20 protein-coding genes are annotated in these 18,673 nt (G+C 61.3%); 10 read left to right on the top strand and 10 right to left on the bottom strand.

The window, feature by feature from the left end:
• Positions 1-3: 3 nt before the first annotated feature.
• The gene (gene thiL / locus C482_RS05965) at positions 4-927 is read right to left on the bottom strand and encodes a thiamine-phosphate kinase (protein ID WP_006166610.1); all 924 of its coding nucleotides are present in this window, start codon (positions 925-927) and stop codon (positions 4-6) included.
• A gap of 102 nt (positions 928-1,029) precedes the next feature.
• On the opposite strand from thiL, the gene C482_RS05960 reads away from it, so the two are divergent.
• The 6 genes from C482_RS05960 (at position 1,030) to C482_RS05935 (ending at position 5,920) form a co-directional block, all read left to right on the top strand.
• Complete coding sequence (locus C482_RS05960; protein ID WP_006166609.1) at positions 1,030-1,485, top strand: 30S ribosomal protein S19e; 456 nt, start codon at positions 1,030-1,032, stop codon at positions 1,483-1,485.
• A gap of 201 nt (positions 1,486-1,686) precedes the next feature.
• Positions 1,687-2,037, top strand: coding sequence for a DNA-binding protein (locus C482_RS05955; RefSeq protein WP_006166608.1), 351 nt, complete (start codon positions 1,687-1,689; stop codon positions 2,035-2,037).
• Between the two features lie 13 nt (positions 2,038-2,050).
• Entirely contained in the window at positions 2,051-2,641 is a 591-nt protein-coding gene (locus C482_RS05950; protein WP_006166607.1) for a DUF7411 family protein, read from the top strand.
• Positions 2,642-2,666: 25 nt separating this feature from the next.
• Positions 2,667-2,849, top strand: coding sequence for a hypothetical protein (locus tag C482_RS05945; RefSeq protein WP_006166606.1), 183 nt, complete (start codon positions 2,667-2,669; stop codon positions 2,847-2,849).
• A 141-nt stretch (positions 2,850-2,990) separates the two neighbouring features.
• Entirely contained in the window at positions 2,991-4,289 is a 1,299-nt protein-coding gene (gene hisS, locus C482_RS05940; protein WP_006166605.1) for a histidine--tRNA ligase, read from the top strand.
• A gap of 143 nt (positions 4,290-4,432) precedes the next feature.
• Positions 4,433-5,920 carry a geranylgeranyl reductase family protein gene (locus C482_RS05935; protein WP_006166604.1) on the top strand — a complete coding sequence of 496 codons (1,488 nt, stop codon included), beginning with the start codon at positions 4,433-4,435 and terminating at the stop codon, positions 5,918-5,920.
• A 77-nt stretch (positions 5,921-5,997) separates the two neighbouring features.
• Here the strand turns inward: C482_RS05935 and C482_RS05930 are convergent, their stop codons facing one another.
• Entirely contained in the window at positions 5,998-7,851 is a 1,854-nt protein-coding gene (locus tag C482_RS05930) for an ABC transporter permease (RefSeq protein WP_241431887.1), read from the bottom strand.
• Between the two features lie 96 nt (positions 7,852-7,947).
• Positions 7,948-8,646, bottom strand: coding sequence for a hypothetical protein (locus C482_RS05925; RefSeq protein ID WP_006166602.1), 699 nt, complete (start codon positions 8,644-8,646; stop codon positions 7,948-7,950).
• Between the two features lie 446 nt (positions 8,647-9,092).
• On the opposite strand from C482_RS05925, the gene C482_RS05920 reads away from it, so the two are divergent.
• Positions 9,093-10,010 (top strand): ABC transporter ATP-binding protein, encoded by a 918-nt coding sequence (locus C482_RS05920; protein WP_006166601.1) that lies wholly within the window; start codon positions 9,093-9,095, stop codon positions 10,008-10,010.
• A 417-nt stretch (positions 10,011-10,427) separates the two neighbouring features.
• On the opposite strand, the gene C482_RS05915 is transcribed toward C482_RS05920, so the two are convergent.
• On the bottom strand, positions 10,428-10,646 hold the full coding sequence (locus tag C482_RS05915; protein ID WP_049896517.1) for a hypothetical protein: 219 nt from the start codon (positions 10,644-10,646) through the stop codon (positions 10,428-10,430).
• A 145-nt stretch (positions 10,647-10,791) separates the two neighbouring features.
• On the opposite strand from C482_RS05915, the gene C482_RS05910 reads away from it, so the two are divergent.
• The 3 genes from C482_RS05910 (at position 10,792) to C482_RS21750 (ending at position 13,243) form a co-directional block, all read left to right on the top strand.
• Complete coding sequence (locus C482_RS05910) at positions 10,792-12,291, top strand: sulfatase-like hydrolase/transferase (RefSeq protein ID WP_006166598.1); 1,500 nt, start codon at positions 10,792-10,794, stop codon at positions 12,289-12,291.
• 165 nt (positions 12,292-12,456) lie between these two features.
• Positions 12,457-12,864, top strand: a complete 408-nt coding sequence (locus tag C482_RS05905) for a hypothetical protein (RefSeq protein ID WP_006166597.1) — start codon at positions 12,457-12,459, stop codon at positions 12,862-12,864.
• 238 nt (positions 12,865-13,102) lie between these two features.
• A complete protein-coding gene (locus C482_RS21750; RefSeq protein ID WP_006166596.1) occupies positions 13,103-13,243 on the top strand; it encodes a hypothetical protein in 141 nt (46 codons plus the stop codon).
• A 25-nt stretch (positions 13,244-13,268) separates the two neighbouring features.
• Here C482_RS21750 and C482_RS05900 read toward each other — a convergent pair whose 3' ends face one another.
• The 6 genes from C482_RS05900 to C482_RS05875 form a co-directional block, all read right to left on the bottom strand.
• Entirely contained in the window at positions 13,269-13,763 is a 495-nt protein-coding gene (locus tag C482_RS05900; RefSeq protein ID WP_006166595.1) for a desampylase, read from the bottom strand.
• Positions 13,760-14,770 (bottom strand): cobalamin-binding protein, encoded by a 1,011-nt coding sequence (locus C482_RS05895; protein WP_006166594.1) that lies wholly within the window; start codon positions 14,768-14,770, stop codon positions 13,760-13,762. The genes C482_RS05900 and C482_RS05895 overlap by 4 nt, the downstream gene beginning before the upstream one ends.
• A gap of 127 nt (positions 14,771-14,897) precedes the next feature.
• Positions 14,898-15,608, bottom strand: coding sequence for a hypothetical protein (locus C482_RS05890; RefSeq protein ID WP_006166593.1), 711 nt, complete (start codon positions 15,606-15,608; stop codon positions 14,898-14,900).
• A 119-nt stretch (positions 15,609-15,727) separates the two neighbouring features.
• Positions 15,728-16,375 carry a phospholipase D family protein gene (locus tag C482_RS05885; protein ID WP_006166592.1) on the bottom strand — a complete coding sequence of 216 codons (648 nt, stop codon included), beginning with the start codon at positions 16,373-16,375 and terminating at the stop codon, positions 15,728-15,730.
• 131 nt (positions 16,376-16,506) lie between these two features.
• Entirely contained in the window at positions 16,507-17,109 is a 603-nt protein-coding gene (locus C482_RS05880) for a hypothetical protein (protein ID WP_006166591.1), read from the bottom strand.
• A gap of 184 nt (positions 17,110-17,293) precedes the next feature.
• A partial coding sequence (locus C482_RS05875; RefSeq protein WP_006166590.1) for a carboxypeptidase M32 occupies positions 17,294-18,673 on the bottom strand: 1,380 nt, incomplete at its 5' end.

Raw genomic sequence — 18,673 nt, 5'->3', positions numbered from 1 at the left:
GAACTAGCCGGAGCCGTGCGTAAAGCCCCGATCCGGCATCTCCTCTCCGTCCATCGTGATTCCGTCCTCGCGCGGAACCACCGACCCAAGCACCGAAATCGGTACCGGCACCGCCTCGCGAACCACCTCTACCATCCCCTCTGGAATCGTCGCAACGAGTTCGAAGTCCTCACCGAACGTGGTCGCCCGCTCCAGCGCTTCGTCGTCGGTTTCGGTGGCCTCTCGCAGTGACTCCGCGATCGGAACGCAGGACGCGTCGACTTCGAATCCGCAACCGCTCGCCTCACCCAGCTGGTGTAGCGAGCGCGCGAGCCCGTCACTCGAGTCCATCATCGCTGTGGCGTGGGGTGCCAGCGCGCGCCCGGCGTCGATTCGCGGTTCGAACTGGAACAGTTCGTTCGCGCGCTCGGTGTTGTTCCCGTCTTTGCCTTCTTTTTCGTCGCCATCTTGGGCGAGAGCAAAGTACTCGAGTGCGGCGGCGCTACGACCGAGTGTGCCGGTGACACAGAGGCGGTCGCCCGGTGTCGCGCCGCTTCGTGGGACTGGCTGCTCTTCAAACCGGCCGATCGCGGTCGTCGTCACCGTAAACTCGTCGTGGCCATCAAGGTCGCCGCCGACGTACTCGGCACCAACGAGGTCACAAACGTCGCGCGCGCCGCGAACGAAAGCGAGGAGTTCCTCGCCGTCGAACTCGGGGGCAGCGTAGGCGGCGACCGCAGCAACCGCCTCAGCGCCCATTGCGGCCACGTCCGAGAGTGAGGCTCCGACAGCGCGCCAGCCAGCCGTGTAGCGGGTCGTCCCCGCCGGAAAGTCCGTCGTCTCGTGGAGCATGTCCGTCGTCACCACGAGGTCGTCGACCACGGCAGCATCATCGCCGGCGTACTCGAGCTCGTCCGCGAGTAGCGCCAGAGCGGCGCGTTCGTCCATACGCCTCGTTTCGACTCGAATGCGAAAAACCGTCCGGGTTTCGGGCCCACGCCCGGATCGGATACGATGGTCTTAAATGCCGCGACAGGGAACCAAACGGCAATGGCTACGATGTATGACGTTCCGGCGGACGACCTCATCGAGGCGCTCGCCGAGGACCTCGCGGACCGACTCGACGAACCGGACTGGGGAGAGTTTGCAAAGAGCGGCGTCGACCGAGAGCTTCCACCAGAGCAGGAAGACTTCTGGGCAACCCGCGCTGCAAGTCTCCTGCGCAAGGTCGCAGACCGCGGCCCTGTCGGTGTCGAGCGACTCTCGACGGAGTACGGCGGCGGCAAGAACGGCTCGAACCGCTACCAGGTCGCACCGGACAAGCGCGCTGACGGCTCGCGCAACCTGATCCGAACGATTCTCCAGCAGTTAGAAGAGAAAGACCTCGTCGAGACCGCAGAAGGCGAAGGTCGCCGAATCACCGCCGAGGGGCGTAGCCTGCTCGACGACACTGCCGGTACCGTTCTCGAAGACCTCGACCGTCCGGAACTCGAGCGCTACGCGTAAGTACGGTTTGCGCTGATCAAGATTTTTAGAGCCCAGTTTGTGAGCGAAAGCCGCAGCTTCCGAATCGAGGCTGTTGCGTTCCTCTAGGCGCGAGCAGAGGGGACGGCGATCCACCTATCTGCACCAACCTACGCAAACGCCGCGCCAGCGGCCGCGTCCGAAATCATTTTCCACCTCGCAGGACAAGATGTTCGTATAGCTATGAGCGGCTCACCAGACGAGGAGAAACTCGAGGAGCTTCGCCAGAAGAAGATGGAACAGCTCCAGGACCGCGCCGACTCCCAGCAGGGGGGCGAAGAGCAGGAAGCCGCCCGCCAGCAGGCAGAAGCTCAGAAAAAGGCGGTCCTGCGACAGCATCTGACCGACGACGCCCGCAAGCGGCTCAACACGGTCAAGATGAGCAAGCCGCAGTTCGGTGAACAGGTCGAACGCCAGGTCATCAGTCTTGCCCGCAGCGGCCGCATTCAGGGCAAGATCGACGACCAGAAGATGAAACAACTCCTGCAGGAACTCAAGCCCGATTCGAAGAGTTTCGACATCCAGCGCCGCTAACTGTCGACCTGGAATGGATCTCGGACTGCTTTACAGCGGAGGGAAAGACTCAACGCTCGCCGCGCTTCTCCTCGACGAGTTCTACGATGTCACCCTCACCACGGCACACTTTGGTATCAGCGACGACTGGAAACACGCCCGCGAAACCGCCCGCGCCACCGGCTTCGAGTTCGAGCGCCTCGAACTCGACCCCGACGTCGCGCGCGAGGCAGTCGACCGGATTCGGGAGGACGGCTTCCCGCGCAACGGCATCCAGCACGTCCACCAGCACGCACTCGAGACGCTCGCCGCAGGACGGTTCGATGTGATCGCGGACGGGACGCGCCGGGACGACCGCGTTCCCACTGTCTCGCGCGCACAGGCCCAGAGCCTCGAGGATCGCCACGGCGTCGATTACATCGCGCCGCTGTCGGGCTTCGGCCGGACGGCCGTCGACCGACTGGTGGAGGCACGTCTCGACGTGACGGTGGGTCCGAGTGAGGAGATCGACCGCGCCGACTACGAGGCAGAGCTTCGGGAAATTATCGCCGAGGAGGACGGCCCGGCGGCGGTTGCGGACGTGTTTCCGGATCACGAGCAGACGTACGTGACTGATTTGCGGTAGCCCGTACTCGAGTACACCCGCCACAATGGAACTCGCAAATCGGACCCTCCGTGATCGAGTCGTGCAGGCGCTCGTCGTCGGACTCGTCCTGCTAGCGTTTCAGTATTACCGCGGCACGATCGACATCGGCTACATTCTGTGGGTGTCTGTTCTGGTCGCCCTCATCGTGCTCGCTCTCGATCTCGCGAAACAGCGTGTGAGCGGGTGAGGTGCGGAGTACGAGGGGAGAGAATAGCAGTTGAAGAGCGAGGGAACGACCACAGCTCGTACCGCTCTCGAGTACCGACAGCGAGCGCAGAACCGTCCAGAAACGAAAGGATAGAAGTCCGCCCTCGGCGAACCACCAGTCATGTACGACCGGATCAAGGGCTTTCGTGACTTCTATCCCGGCGAGATGGCCGCCAGACGGGCGACCATCGACACACTGGAAGACACCGCCCGCGGCTACGGCTTCCGCGAGATCGACACGCCCGCACTCGAGCGCGCCGAGATGTGGACCGACAAGAGCGGCGACGATATCGTCGACGAACTCTACGCCTTCGAGGACCAGGGCGGACGCCACGTCACTCTGACCCCCGAGCTCACGCCGACCGTCGCACGGATGGTCGTCGCCAAGCAACAGGAGCTCTCGAAACCCATCAAGTGGTTCTCGACGCGTCCCTTCTGGCGCTACGAGCAGGTCCAGCAGGGCCGCCAGCGTGAGTTCTATCAGACCAACGTCGACATCTTCGGCTCTTCGGAACCCGAAGCCGACGCCGAAATTCTCGCCTGGGCCGCAGATGCGATGACGAGCCTCGGGCTCACCGGCGAACACTTCGAGTTCCGCATCTCCCACCGCGATATTCTGGGCGGCGTTCTGGAAAGCTACGACGCCGAGGTCGACACCGAGGACGCGATTCGGGCAGTCGACAAGTCGGACAAACTCTCGACCGCGGAGTACCACGATCTGCTGATCGGCGCGGGCCTGACAGCCGACCAGGCCGTCGAGTTCGACGACCTCATCGCCGGCGGCGACTTGGAGGAAGTCCGAGAGTTCGCAAACACCGAGCGCGTCGACGCCGCGGTCGATAACCTCCAGAACGTCCTCGCGGCAGCCGACGACTTCGGGGCGCGTGAGTTCTGTACGATCTCACTCGAGACGGCCCGGGGACTGGACTACTACACGGGTGTCGTCTTCGAGTGCTTCGACTCTGCGGGCGAGGTCTCCCGGTCGATCTTCGGCGGCGGGCGCTACGACGATCTGATCGAGTCTTTCGGTGGCCAGCCGACGCCGGCGGTCGGCGTCGCACCGGGACACGCAACGCTGCCGTTGCTCCTCCAGCGTGCCGGCGTCTGGCCCGAAGAAGCGGTCACGACGGACTACTACGTGCTCCAGATCGGCGACACCCGGACGGAGGCGGCCCGAATCGCACGCGACCTGCGCGAACGTGGCCACGTCGTCGAGACGGACGTCGCCGGCCGCTCGTTCGGCTCCCAGCTGAACTACGCGGACTCGATCAACGCCGAAACGGTCGTCATCGCGGGCGAGCAGGATCTCGCAAACGACGAGGTGACGATCAAGGATATGGCGTCGGGTGACCAGTTGCAGGTTCCGTTCGAGTCGTTCCCTGGCGAGCACGAGCGGCCGACGCTCGCGGACTTCGAATAGGGAGCCCAGTAGCGGCGCAGACGAGTTTCAGTTTGCAGCGGCTTGACTGGCGACCAGTCAACCGATCACTGTCGATTCACCTGCTACACCACCGCAAAAGCAAGAGTTACGTACCCAATTTCCGAAGGCAGGAACAGTACCCAATGGTGCGCAACCAGTACGACGTGATCGTTGTCGGGGGCGGGATCGCGGGCTGTTTCGCGGCGGCAACTGCAGCCGTGGAGGGGGTCGACGTGGTCCAGTTAGAGCGCAAACCCCGCGAGCAGGGCGGATTCATCGCCTGTGGCGATGCGATCAAGAGCCCTCGCGATCCGCAGAATTACCCCGGGCCGATCGATATGGACGCGATCGCCGACGACGAGGCGGTCCTCATCGACAACAACATCGACCAGATCGAGTACTGGGACGAAGAACTCGACGTACGGAAGGTCTTGCCCTACAAGGACAGCAGCAACGTCGTCGACCGCTACGAATTCGGCCAGCGCCTGCTCGAGCAGGCAGCCGACTGCGGCGTCGAGCAACACTACGACACGGTGGTCAACGAGGTGACCCAGAACGGGCAGGTCACCGGCGTCAAAGCGGTTCGAAACGGCGACCCTGTCACGTACGAGTGTGACGTACTGATCGACGCCGCAGGCGCACAGTCGATCCTGCAGGACATGGTCAGCTTCGAGGACCTGGACACCCCCAGCGAACCGACGTTCGAGGTGCCCCACTACACTCACTTCGGATCGGCCTACCGCGAGATCATCGAGACCGAACAGCCGGTCGAGTATCACAACGCCATCGTCGGCAAACCCTTAGAGGAGATGGGCTACATCTGGTACTTCCCGCGGACGCCGACCCAGATCAACGTCGGCCTGGGGTTCCAGATGAACAAGGAACCGATCCCGCTTGCCGACCGCCTGCGCCGCGACATCGAGCACCGTCACGAGTACCAGGGCGCAACCGTCGCAGAGCGATTCGGGAACACGAACAAGCTCGGCGCGGCGATTGCCCTCCGCCGACCGCTCGACTCGATGGTCGCCCCCGGCTACCTGGCCACAGGCGGTGCAGCGGGAACGACCCACCCGATCACGGGCAAGGGCATCCGCGGAGCAGCCTACTCCGGCTACTCCGCCGGCCGTGCTGCCACCCAGGCCATCGAGGACGGTGACACCTCGGAAGCCGGGCTCTGGGAACACAACCGCTGGCTCTACCGCGAGCACGGCGAGGCCGCAAAACTCGCCTCGTGGGACGCGTACAACGTCGCCGCGAGCACCCTCGACGTAGACATCCTTCGGGCCGTCGCTGCACTCCTCCCCGAAGCAGAAATCAGAGAGATTGTCGGTACCTCCACAGAGGTTGACAGCCTCAAAAGCAAGCTCCTCGTCGGCACCGGGGTCCTGAAGAATTTCGTCTCCGAGTATCGCAAGGACTCCTTCGAAACCCTCGGCGTCAGCAAACGAGACCTACTCGAGTCCATCCGCACTGTCAGGAAGACCCGAAATCACGTCGCCAGGTACGAACAGCAGTACGAGGCCTATCCGGCGGACCCGTCGACGTTCGACACGTGGCTTGCAGAACGGGACCGGATCGATCAGGCGTTTTACGACGATCTCGGGATTCCGCCGGGCGAGCACAAGTACTGAGACGGTCGGTTAAACACCCATCACCAGCACCCAGTCGGAGACGGATTACTGAAGAGAGTATTTTGCATAATCAGACGTCATGTGAGATCGATTCGTTCGAACCGCCAACAGGCGATCACGATCGGCACGGTCCCCCATAGGACCAGTATAGGTACCGAAAGCCACTCCGAGAGGTACCACGGGACGCCGCCGTCGAACACATCTGAAAGGAGTGTCACGGTTGGCATGGGGTCGTCAGTGGTTAGTTTCTCAAGCACGCTGCTGCCGGCGTCGTTGGAATTGGGCAGTCCTGCAATCCAGTTTGTCGCCGCCTGGTACGAATACTGCGGAATAAGCCGTTCCGTAAAGAAATACGGTCCTGGATTCGGGTTCTCGGTGATCGTCGACACCAGTGCCGCGTAGAGATCGTCCCAGAAAAACGGCAGGACCATAAACACCGATAACGCCATCGTGATCGCCCGACGGCCGGTCTTGGCGATGGCAGAGATAGCGGTAGCGATAGATACCCACATGAGGAGATACACTCCAGAGACCACCAGAACCGTGATCGTCCGAATCACCGGTGGTGGGCCGTACAGCGCTGTTGAGACGAGGATGACCGGGAGTAAAGCCAGCGTGGTAACCACCACGAGCGTGACCGCCTCACCAAAGAGCTTGCTGAGAACGTACTCCCATCGCTCTCGGGGATGTTTGAGCAGCAGTCGAGTCCGGCCGCTCGCTCGGTCGCCGGTGACCAGGGCGTAGCCAGCGAAGACGGCAGCAATTCCGCCGAGGTACGCTATCACCGATTGGAGAATCATCAGTGCGTATTCCGGCGGCGGATTCGCTGGAATGCCGGACACAGGCCCGATGAGGAGCTCGAGGCTGAATAACACGACCACCAGACCGTACGCCCAGTAGGCCGGCCTGCGAATTTTCACTAGCCCATGGCGGATCACAAACAAAAGAAGGGGCGTTGCACGACCGGAAAGACTGCTGCCCGCAAGCAAGCGTCGTGTCAGGGTTCGTCCGTGGTTGGATCGATCGCTCCGACCGAGGAGTCGACGAACGCCTGTGGACGGGCCGGGATCAAGGTCTGACCTTGAGAACCGCCAGTAGGCGATCCCCACGGGTAGGACGCCCCACAGGACCAACACCAGCAGCGAGACCCACTCTGAGAGGTACCACGGAATCGACCCTTCGATTACCTCTGGAACGATATGCATCGAACTGAGGAGAACGATAGCGTCCGACTCAAAGTAGCGTATTACGGATCCGGCAGTGTTATGCGCGTTTGGCAGCCCCATTGCCCAGTTCGTCACGGTGTAGTATGCGTCGTGAGGAGACAATCGATGGGCAAAGAAGTAGAGCAACGGTGATTCCGTAACAGGAACTAGTCGGAAGAGCCCGTTCACCAAACTTGACCAGGAAATCGCTACTAATACGGCTGGAACGACGACGGTGATCGCTTGACGTCCGGTCCGAACGACCATGGAAACGGCGGTCGCAAAAGAAAACCAGACGAGAAGGTACCCGGCCGAGAGCACGAGAAACACCGCGACCGGAAACAGGGGCGGCCGGCCATAGAGAGCCGTCGAGATGGTTACGCCAGCGACAATGGCAAGGGTAGTGAACAACACGAGTGCGAAAGCTTCGCCGAGAAATCTCCTAACGAGATACTCCCGGCGAGTGTACGGCAACTTCAGTAACAACCGAATCCGTCCACTAGTCCGGTCGCCGACCACCGTCGCATACCCGGCGAGCACAGCAGCAAAAGCGCCAATAACCGCGACAAACCACTGGAACGTCGCGAGCACGACAAACTCGCCACGCTCGAACTCGCCCGGGGGGTACAATCGATGTGGACTAATTGGGCCACCAGCAGTTGCAGTTATTCCGAGCACGAAGAGCAAGAGACAATACACCCAGTAACGACTGTTTTTTACTTTCATATAGGGCCTTAAATTCATTTAAAATGGTAGTAGTATTGGATGGTATCTCGGCCTCTGTTGTCCGACAGAAGCGGTAATGACTTCGAACCAACCTGGTTAGGTACCCGGTGCCTCCTTTTCTAGTACCTGGAAGTCTCCGTCTCTTCTTGCTCTCGACTCGATGACGGACTCGACCTCTACGACACCGATGCCGGCTGGCTCGAATGCGTACTCCCCTGCGAGCGTCGCATCGAAGTATGTTGTGCGTCGATTTAGTTCATCAGTTGTGAGTCCGTTGAACGAACAGGCAAGACCGTGACACTCGTAGTCGTGTTCCTGACTGGCGGCTCTGTAGTCGTCACCATTGTAGTCCCATTCCACCTCTTGGATGTGAGTGTAGACATCATAACCCATAACATCTGCCTCCGCTTCTACTGTTTCGTCCCCTGGAAGCCAGGTATCCGAAGAGGTCTGCTGCATGGTATTTGGTTCGCGACTGACCGTCCAGTTGAGGTTCTCCTCGAACGTGTCTCCCACTGCATCTATCTGTTCGTTCGTGAGATCATGCCAAACCTCGTCGTTGCATGAACAGGTCTGATTCTCACTCTTCTCAAACATCTCAAGGAGAAACTCGAGCGCCGCCTCGTCGTTGTCGGGGTCGAAGTCCGTGTTGGGACCGTCATCGTCTCGTGCTGAGACGGCACCTGCCGTCGAGGCCCCGACCAGGGAGGCGGCGGCGAGGCCGCCGAGTCGGAGAACGCTTCGTCTACTGTTCGTCGATCGCTGCTCGCCGGAATATGGCGTTTCGTCTGTCATTGTAGTACCTCAAACCGTGTCCGCATTACGCACGGACACATTTCCTACCATCAATCCCCTAGATTATAATATTTATGATTGAAGTATATAGAAATTTTATAAAAGCGGAGGCAATATTACATATGTAGTTATGGGAAATATATCAGAATGGCAGTAGTATAGTGAGATTTCCATATCATATTGAATGATTTTCAGTCATTGATGGTACAACAATCGTAACTAATTGGGGAGTGGTTCTTCTCTCTGGTTCCGATAGACACGACAGCGGAGTTGGAATACTCTGAGATACGGCGAAAACTCGCTCGTGTAGACAACCGGGTGGAATGACAGTCAGATCACGCCGGGCGTCAGTAGCCCACCCAGGTAGTGACGTAAACGCTTCAACGGAATTGGAACCTATCGGAACGTGCAAAGAGTGATATATTTCAAGATACAAAACTCGAGCAATGAACATCATCGAGACCGATTCGTTGACGAAACGGTACGGCCAGACGCTCGCGGTCGATTCGCTCGACCTCTCGGTTCGGGAGGGTGAAGTTTTCGGCTTCCTGGGGCCGAACGGCTCGGGGAAGTCGACGACGATCGATACGCTTCTCGGTTTCGTATACCCGAGTTCGGGTACAGCGTCGGTGTTCGGGATGGATCCCGCAGAAGACGGGAAGGCAATTCGCCAGCGTACCGGCGTAGTCCCTGACGGCTGTGAGCTGATGTCAGGCTGGACTGGGCGGGACCACCTCGAATTCGAGATTGAGTCCCGGGGCGTTGAAGCGGACGTGGACGCCCAACTCGAGCGGTTCGGGCTGCTCGAAGATGCTGATCGGGTGGCCACCGGCTACTCACGCGGCATGACACAACGGCTGTTGCTCGCGATGGCCTCTGCTGGTGATCCGGACCTGCTCATCCTCGACGAACCGTCAACAGGACTGGATCCGAACGGTGTGGCGGTGATGCAGGAACTCGTCAGGGAAGCGGTCGAGAGCGGGACAACCGTCTTCTTCTCGAGCCATCAACTCTCTCAGGTCGAGTCGGTGTGTGATCGGGTCGGGATCCTCCACGAGGGAGCACTCCTAGCGACCGACTCTATAGACTCATTGCGCTCGACTATGGGTGCTACCACCTATCTACGAGTGTCCGTTGATCGGGTTCCCAGCGACGTTGACTCCCTCCAGGAACTCGATGCAGTCGATGACATCCGCATCGACGGCCGGAACCTTCAGATTCAGTGTGACGGCGACGCGCAACTGACGGTTCTCAACCACCTCGATCAACTCGGCGCAACTCCTCGTCACTTCGAAACTGAACGTGCCTCGTTACAGGAGATTTTCAGGTCGTATACGTCCGAATCTACCGCTGGGGCGGACTGACGGGGCATCGATAACTAGGTTTGGCCCTGCCTCGGTCCGTGATATTGTAACTGGACTTTCTTACCGGGTCACGAGTCGCGCCAGCACCCCAAACAGCGACTCTACTTGGTGGTCAATCTCGTCAGTGGTCACTTTGGCAACCCAGCGCGGCGGTCGCCGGCACGGCCAGATACCGACTGGACGGTAGTCGCCCCTACGGTGTCGTCCCGTCGTTGGCGAAGAAACCATGGACGAGTTCCAAAGCTGGCTCGACTTGATCAGCGAATAACTCGTCAATGGCCTTCGAAACCATAGGGAAACCTCTGGGGAAGCACCATTCTGTCTTCCGTCAAGCCAATAGTCGACAACACGGGAGATGTCACGCGCACGAAAAAACATCCGAGAGTTGTTCTGACCGGTGATCGACTGTCAGTCGCGTTACTCGAGTTCAGTTCGCGCTGTTGCATCCACGGTCGCGTCGTCCTCGTGGTGCTGGTCGCCAGTTTCGGCAGCAATTGGCTCGACGAGATCGGCGCGTTCGATCGGCGAGTGGCCGGTGTCGACGTGATGGTCGATCATCGCGAGATCGAGGTCGGTCGTCTCCTCTGCCGTGACGGTGTGCGTCCACTCACACACCCCACAGTATGCGGTTGGCACGAGTGAGGACTGGAACTGCGTTCTAATGAGGGTGCGGGTTCATACGCAGTGTGTTTAAAGCGAGGCCGGTCGACCAGTCAGTGGCAGCGAATGCCAGCAAACGGCAAGTCCCACCATTAACTGCCCCAGCGATGTAGCACCCGCGATGGTCGACGCCGACACCCGGCCGAACGTCCTGCTCGTACTCACAGACCAGGAGCGCTACGACTGTAGCGCCCTCGACGGGCCGGTCGCCGAAACGGTCGAGACAGAGACGATAGATCATCTTTCGGCGACCGGCACGCACTTCGAGCGAGCGTTCACTCCGATTAGCATCTGCTCGAGTGCCCGCGCGTCGCTCCTGACTGGCCAGTTCCCCCACGGCCACGGAATGCTGAACAACTGCCACGAAGACGACGCCCTCCTACCGAATCTGCCATCTGACATCCCGACATTCTCGGAGAAACTCGACGACGCCGGCTACCACCCGACCTACACCGGGAAGTGGCACGTCGGCCGCGATCAAACCCCCGAGGACTTCGGCTTCTCCTATCTCGGCGGCAGCGACACACACCACGACGATATCGACGACGCGTTCCGCGAGTACCGCGCCGAACGCGGGACGCCCGTTGGCGAGGCCGACCTCGAAGACGTCATCTATACCGGCACCAATCCGCGAGACGACAGCAACGGGACGTTCGTCGCCGCCACAACATCGGTCGACATCGAGGAGACGCGCGCCTGGTTCCTGGCCGAGCGAACCATCGACGCGATCGAGGCACACACGAGCGGCGACCGCGACGCACCGTTCTTCCACCGGGCGGACTTTTACGGCCCACACCACCCCTACGTCGTGCCCGAGCCCTACGCCTCGATGTACGACCTCGAGAACATCGAGCTCCCCGAGAGCTACGTCGAAACCGACGCCGGAAAACCGCGAGTCCACGCGAACTACCGCTCCTACCGCGGCGTCGAACACTTCGACCGAGAGATCTGGAAAGAAGCTATCGCAAAGTACTGGGGCTTCGTCACCCTGATCGACGACCAGTTCGGCCGGATTCTGGATGTACTCGAGTCCACCGGGCTCACGGACGAGACGGTGGTCGTCCACGCCTCGGATCACGGCGATTTCACCGGTGGTCACCGTCAGTTCAACAAGGGGCCGCTGATGTACGACGATACGTATCACATCCCGCTGCAGGTGCGCTGGCCGGGCGTTACGGAGCCGGGATCGGTGTGTGAGGAGCCGGTGCACCTCCACGATCTGGCGGCGACGTTCCTCGAGATGGGCGGCGTGGCGATCCCCGAGAGTTTTGATTCGCGGAGCCTCGTGCCGTTGCTCGAAGCTACTGACGGGGAAGAGGAGGCTGAGTCGCCGATGTGGCCGAACTCAGTCTTCGCGCAGTACCACGGCGACGAGTTCGGGCTCTACACCCAGCGAATGGTCCGAACGGACCGATACAAGTACGTCTACAACGCGCCGGACGTAGACGAGTTGTACGACCTCGAGGCGGACCCAGCGGAGTTGCAGAACGTGATCAACCACCCTGCCTACGCTGACGTTCGCCACGAGCTCCGAACGGAACTGATCGACTGGATGGTGGAGACCGACGATCCGAATCGGCAGTGGGTGCCGGACGTGCTGCGGGCGGCCGAGGAGTCGTGACGGGGCCACGCTGTGAACCGCAGGCCAGCCTAGACAGGATCAGCAGCAGTCGCAGGACACGGTGTTTATACTTCAACCGTGGCAATGTGCTCGTATGAACGTTCGATTCCCGACTGGGACCGGAACTGAAATCAGAACCGGAGCCAGAAACCGACGGGTGATGCGATGACGGCTGCCACCGGCAACGGCGACGACATGACTGCCGAGGAGTACGAGGAACTCGCGATTGCACTCGAGAACCTGATCAGAGAACTGCGCGACGAACCGATCAAGGACTCCCGGCTCGAGGGGCTGTTCGACGAGGCGACGACGAGCGATCCAGGCATCTGGAACACGGTGACGGCGTTCATCGATGTCGAAGACGGTGAGGCGGTCGTCACCGACGAGTCGAAACTGGCACAGGGAAAGTGGGCCCCGGAAATCGTCGCGGGCTGTGATACGATGGTGACGATCGACGTCCAGCGGGGGCTGATGCCGGACGATTTCAAGTATCTCGTCGGCAAGAAGCTGAGCGAGCAAGCCGAGGAATTCAGAGAGCAGGCGGCAGACGAAAGCGAGCGTGTGGATTCGTAGTAGTATCGGAGTCGTTCCAGAGTAGCGCCGGCGTAGCGCTGACGGAGTGTCGGTATAGCGTTGGTATAGCACCGGCGTAGTGCTGACACAGCAAGAACAAAACTACAATCCACCTTGTACTCGAACTCGCGAATCGAGCTCGTCGACCTGGACGCTCTCAACCGCCCAGTGTGACGTTTTGGACGTTACAGTGTCACCCCAACTACAGCTTTTTCTGCGAGGCGACCGAAGCGCACCTATGCGTCTCTCCACGAAAGTGCTCATCGTCGGGCTGCTCCTGGTCGTGATCCCGATTCCGGTCCTCCCGCCGTTTGTCGGGGCGATCATCGGTTTCGGCGTCCTGCTGCTCGGGCTGTTCCTCCGATTCATGGATCTGTAACGGCGTGTTGGAAGCGAGCCGTACGTCAGGAAACGATTCGCTCGCGTTCGAACTGCCCGCCGGACTCGCCGTCCACAGCATCACTCGACCGCCACCGCCACGACCCCACCGCAACCGGCTCAAGTGAAACGATCACGTACGATCGATCCGACCAGGTCGCCGCCTCGACGTCCGTCTCGCTCGGTCGCGCCGGCCCCTTCGGATGGGAGTGATAGAACCCGACGATTTCCTCGCCCGCCGCCTCGAGTCGCTCGAAACACTCGAGTTGCTCCTCGGGATCGATCCGGTAGCGCGTCCGCGGGGTGTCGGCAACATTGGTTGCGGGGTAGGCGGTGCTGACGCGACTCTGGTCTGGGTCGAACGTGCCGCCCAGAATCCCACAGATTTCCTCGGGTGTGCCGGTTCGAGCGTGGTCGCAGAGTTGCGCTCGGATTTTGTCGGGGAGGGCGAGCGTGGGGGCCTCTCTGTCCGCTGCTTCCTCATCGGAAGAGAGATCGTCGATGTTCGATTCGCGAGTCACGACTCCACCTGCGCCGCTGCCCGACCCGTCTCGAGTGCATCGAGCGGGACGACGAACTCGTCTGCTGGCTCTGGGTCGGACGAATCACCGAACAGCTCCGGCCGAATGACCGGTGCGAGCGCCTCGAGTGTGTCGACCAGTCGCGGCCCGGGGCGGTTCAGGTAGTGGTTCCCGTCCATCACCCAGACGCGGCCGTTCTGAACCGCGGTCAGCTCGTCCCACCCCTCTCGTTCGGTAAGCTCCCCGATGTTTGCTGCCGTCTGTTCGAGTCCGAAGCCACAGGGTGCCACGACGATGCACTCCGGGTCGTACTCGAGTACCGACTCCCACTCGCGCGGGCGGGAGCGCTCACCGACGGCGGCCAGGCCGTACTCGCCGCCGGTCCATTCGACGAGTTCGGCGGTCCAGTGGCCGGCGATCATGACGGGGTCTGTCCAGTCGAAGATGGCGACTCGTGGGCGTTCCTGCGGGGTGCAGTCCCGGGTGCGCTCTCGAACGCGATCGACCCGGGACTTGAGTTCGGCGCGCACCTCGGCGGCCCGTTCCTCGCGACCGGTGGCGCGGCCGATGCGCTCGAGATCCGAGAGGACATCTGCCATGCTGTGTGGATCGGTCGTCAGCAGTTCCGGGTCAGCTGGAATCGTCTCGAGTGCGTTCGCGATGGCGATATCGTCAACGGCACAGACATCGCACATCCCCTGCGTGATGACGAGGTCGGGGTTGAGGGCGGCGAGCGTGTCAGTGTCGATATCGTAGACGCCGGGCGTGTCGCTGATCTCGTTATTATCCCCGGCCGTATCACTCTCATCGCCATCGTCGCTGACCACATCGAGCACCTGCTGGTCGATTTCGCTGCTGGTGCCGTCGGTGTCGATCCGCGAGCGAGTGATCGATGGGGTTGACTCGACCCGCGGCGGCCAGTCGCACTCGTGAGAGACGCCGACGGGCTCGAGTCCGAGCGCGACGACCAGTTCGGTCGCCGAGGGGAGCGTCGTGACGATTTGCATGGCTGGTCGTACACAGCGCGTGACTAAAAGCAGCGGCCTCGGTGAGCAGGATAGCGGTCTGTGTTCCCGAGTTCCGTGTTCTGGGTTCCGTGTTCTGTTCTCGAGGACAGAGGGAATCGGACAGCAGTCAGCGTTCGTTACCGGTATCGTACCTGTCAGTGTCGGGTTCGTCGTCGACGTCGTCGTCAAATTCAGCAGAGTCGTCGACGCCGTCAAACGTGTCAGAGTCGTCAACATCGTCAAACGCGCCAGAGCCATCGAAGCTGTCGGACCCACCATCGTCCGTTCCGAACTCCCCGTCCTCGTCGAACTCCGTGTCCAGGATCGAATCGTCCGTCTCGAAGTCCGCATTAGTCGTCTGGTCGTCGGTGTCGAACTCGTCACCGTCATCAGCCACTCTATCGTCGACATCGAACTCGTTCGTCTCGAGTGCCTCTCCATCAGCGACGATACTCCCGTCCCGAATGTCGATCGTAACACCGTCTTGGGTCTGTGTTTGACCGAGCAGCGAACTCGTCGCGGACTCGACCTCCTGGTTCACCGACCACGCGAATCTGAGGACGGACTCGAGTTCGGTGCCGGCCTGGCGGGCGTGACGATCAGCCGAGAGTTCGCCAAGACTCACCGCGCTCTCGGGGTGGAGATACTGGATCGGGTGGTCGTTCGGGACCTCGTGGAGGTCGACGTTGAACGACCAGAGGTACGGCAGCGCCTGGATGGCGTATCCCTTCGGCTTCGGCGCGCGGCGGCCAGCAGTGGACATGAGCGTTGCAATCGCCGTGGTCCCCGCGTCGGTGTCGTAGTAGACGCCGGGGAGCCCCGGAATGGAGAGTCGCATACCGGACCGTGGGGGTTCGTTCGGGGTGAGTGTAGGCCTGGCAGTGCCAGCCCGCTTTTATACCCTTGCGAGCAGCCAGCCACACGAACCGTAACTCGCGTCCAGCCAATCAACTGCTTTCAGGCAAACGCGTTTGAGAGTACCAGCCAGAGGATAACCATTCCGACGACGTACGGTGTTCGGTGGCCGAGCACGGCGCGGGTCGGCAAGAGCGTACCCTTGTTGAACCAGTTGACGGCCGTCTTGGCCATCATTACCGGTTTGAAGAGGTCACGACGACGGATCGGATCACAGACTGCAAGCAGATCGTCGATCCACGCACGGAACGGCTCGATTCGGCCGTCGGTCATCGACTCGCCCTCGACGTAGGCGCTCAACTCGAGGTTCTGCTCGAAGGCGACCTGCGTCAGGTTTGCTGAGCCGACGATGACGGCTGGGTTCTCGCCCTCCCGGAGGTAGAGCTTCGCGTGCAAGAATCCGTCTGGGTAGTTGTAGAGGGTGACCTGCTCGTTTTCGTCGAGGTCTCGCAGGTCGCGTGCGATCGTCGCGGAGAACTGATCCGCCGCCGCGCCGACGACGATCACGAGTTCGTTCGTCGGCTCCCGTTCGAGAAACGCAACGATATCGGGACGCATCGCTCGGTAGGCGTTGTACGTGAAGAAGCCGGTCACGAGGTAGATCGTCCCATCGTCCTCGAACAGCCGCGTTACCTGCTCCTCGACGTTTCGGTCACCCCAGCGGTTGTTGACGAGTTCGATGTTGCTCATTTGTCTGCCTCTTCGATTGTCTCTGTAGTCGAACGAGTATCGCTATATGCTTTCCGTCATTCCCGCAGACAGCCCTCGTGTCTGGTGTTTGCACGACTCATGAACAGTAGTGTCGCGAGCGGATCCACAACTCACCGGGTGACGTATCGCTCCGGCACGTACTGACGAGCCCACACTGGGAGGAATCGAACAGCCCACCGTGTAACGTGCTCGAGTCGCTTTCTCGTTCCCACGTAGACGACCGAGACGCCAAGCAGGGACGTAGCCAGGAGTTGCCAGCGCCACTCGAGTACAACCAACGATGGCACCGCGATGCCGACGGCGAGTGCGAGGTCCTCGGGTGCGCCGTCGTACCTGATCCAGCGCCGTGGTGGAATCCAGCGATCGCGGTAGTGGTTGTAGACGGAGCGTTCGGAGCGATTGTGCCAGGGGCGGGCACCGAGTCCGCAGGAGACGATGTCGCCGGCGTTGTGAAGGGCGGCAGCGAGGAGGAAGGCGAGGACGGCGAACGTTGCAGCCGTTGGCACAGCGAGTGCGAACATGAGGGCGATTCCAGCCGCGACGGTGCCGTAGATCGGGAGGTGGAACGTCTTCCGGTGTGTCGCGAGCACGTCGAGGTCGGGTACGATGCCGCCGATCACACCGGCCGTGAGTATTGTCGTGGCGTGGTCCGGAGCGAGCACTGCCAGCGGAAGGGCGACGAGGAGACCGACGAGCGCATGTGTCGTCACCATCATCGAGTCATGCTGCTAGGGAGAGAATGGTAATAAGAGTGCGGCCAGCACGCGAACGGACCGCCAGCGGGCGAGACGACGGAAGAGAGAGCAGCCGCATACAGTCCTCGGTCCGTCGTAGTTCGGTGCCGGTGATTGCTCCGGCGACCCGTCGATCACCAGTAAGGCGCTACAACGATCCGTATTAGTAGCCGTCCAGCTCGTACAGTTCGCCGTACTTCGACTCGACGTACTCGAGGAAGTACTCGGCGGTGAGCGGTTCGCCCGTCGCGACCTCGATTAGTTCTTCCGTCGGGTAGCGCTGACCGTAGCGGTGGACGTGCTCGGTCATCCACTCCCAGAGGGGCTCGAACTCGCCCTCGCGGATCAGGGCGTCCACGTCCAGATCGTCCCGGATCGCGGCATCGAGTTGTGCTGCCAGCACGCTGCCGACGGTGTAGCCCTGGAAGGCCGCGAAGCTAGCGGACCAGTGCGTATCCTGCAGGCAGCCGTCGGTATCGGTCTCGGGGACGACGCCGAGGTAGTCGTCCATCTTCTCGTTCCAGACGCGCGGGATCTCGGAAACGTCGAGGTCGCCCTCGACAAACGCGCGGTCGATCTCACACCGGAGGATGATGTGGAGGTGGTAGGTGAGTTCGTCCGCCTCGACGCGGATCAGGTTCTCCGGATAGATCTGGTTCACCGCGGCGTAGGCTTCGTCGACGGTGACGTCTTCGAGGTGCGGGAAATGCTCTTTCATCGTCGGCAGGAAGAACTCCCAGAACGGCTTCGTGCGACCGACGTGATTTTCCCAGAAGCGCGACTGTGACTCGTGAACGCCCGAGGAGAGCGACTCACCCAGCGGATTGCCGTACTCTCCCTTCGGCAGGCCGAGCTGGTAGGTCGCGTGGCCGAACTCGTGAATCGTCGCCATCAGCGCGTCGGTCGGATCGTGTTCCCGGAAGCGGGTCGTGATTCGGGCGTCGAACTGGTTGCCGGACATGAACGGGTGTGGCGCAGTATCGAGCCGGCCGTGTTCCTCGGGGTAGCCGAGCAGGTTCACGACCTCCTGGGAGAGCGCCATCTGATCGTCCTCGTCGTAGGTGTGGCCCCTGAACACGGACGGCAGCTCGCGGCCATCGGTTTTGATCTCCTCGATTAGCGGGACGAGCCCCTCGCGAAGTTCGTCGAAGATTCCCTCGACCGCCTCGAGTGGCAGGTACGGAAGCCGGTCCTCGTAGAGCACCCGATAGGGATTCGCGTCGGGCTCGATGGCGGCCGCCCGTTCGCGGTGCAGATCGATCAGTTCCTCGAGATTCGGCGCGAAGTGCGCGAAGTCGTCCTCGGCTTTGGCCTCCTGCCAGACCTGCTGGGTTTCGACCTGGTGGGACGCGACGCGTTCGACCAGTTCGGCCGGTATGTCGGCAGCGCGGTCGTACTGGCGGCGAAGCTCGCGGACGACGGCGGACTGCTCGTCGGTCAGCTCGGCGGACTCGAGTTCGCCCAGCCACGCACCGACATCGTCGTCGACGAGCAGTTCGTGGCTGAGCCCCGAGAGGGTCGAGAGCTGGCCGGCTCGAGCGGG

Origin of the sequence: Natrialba chahannaoensis JCM 10990 (assembly GCF_000337135.1) — an archaeon.
Lineage (GTDB): Archaea > Halobacteriota > Halobacteria > Halobacteriales > Natrialbaceae > Natrialba > Natrialba chahannaoensis.
The sequence above is the reverse complement of the archived record's forward strand: the minus strand, read 5'-3'. Positions and strand labels throughout refer to the sequence as shown.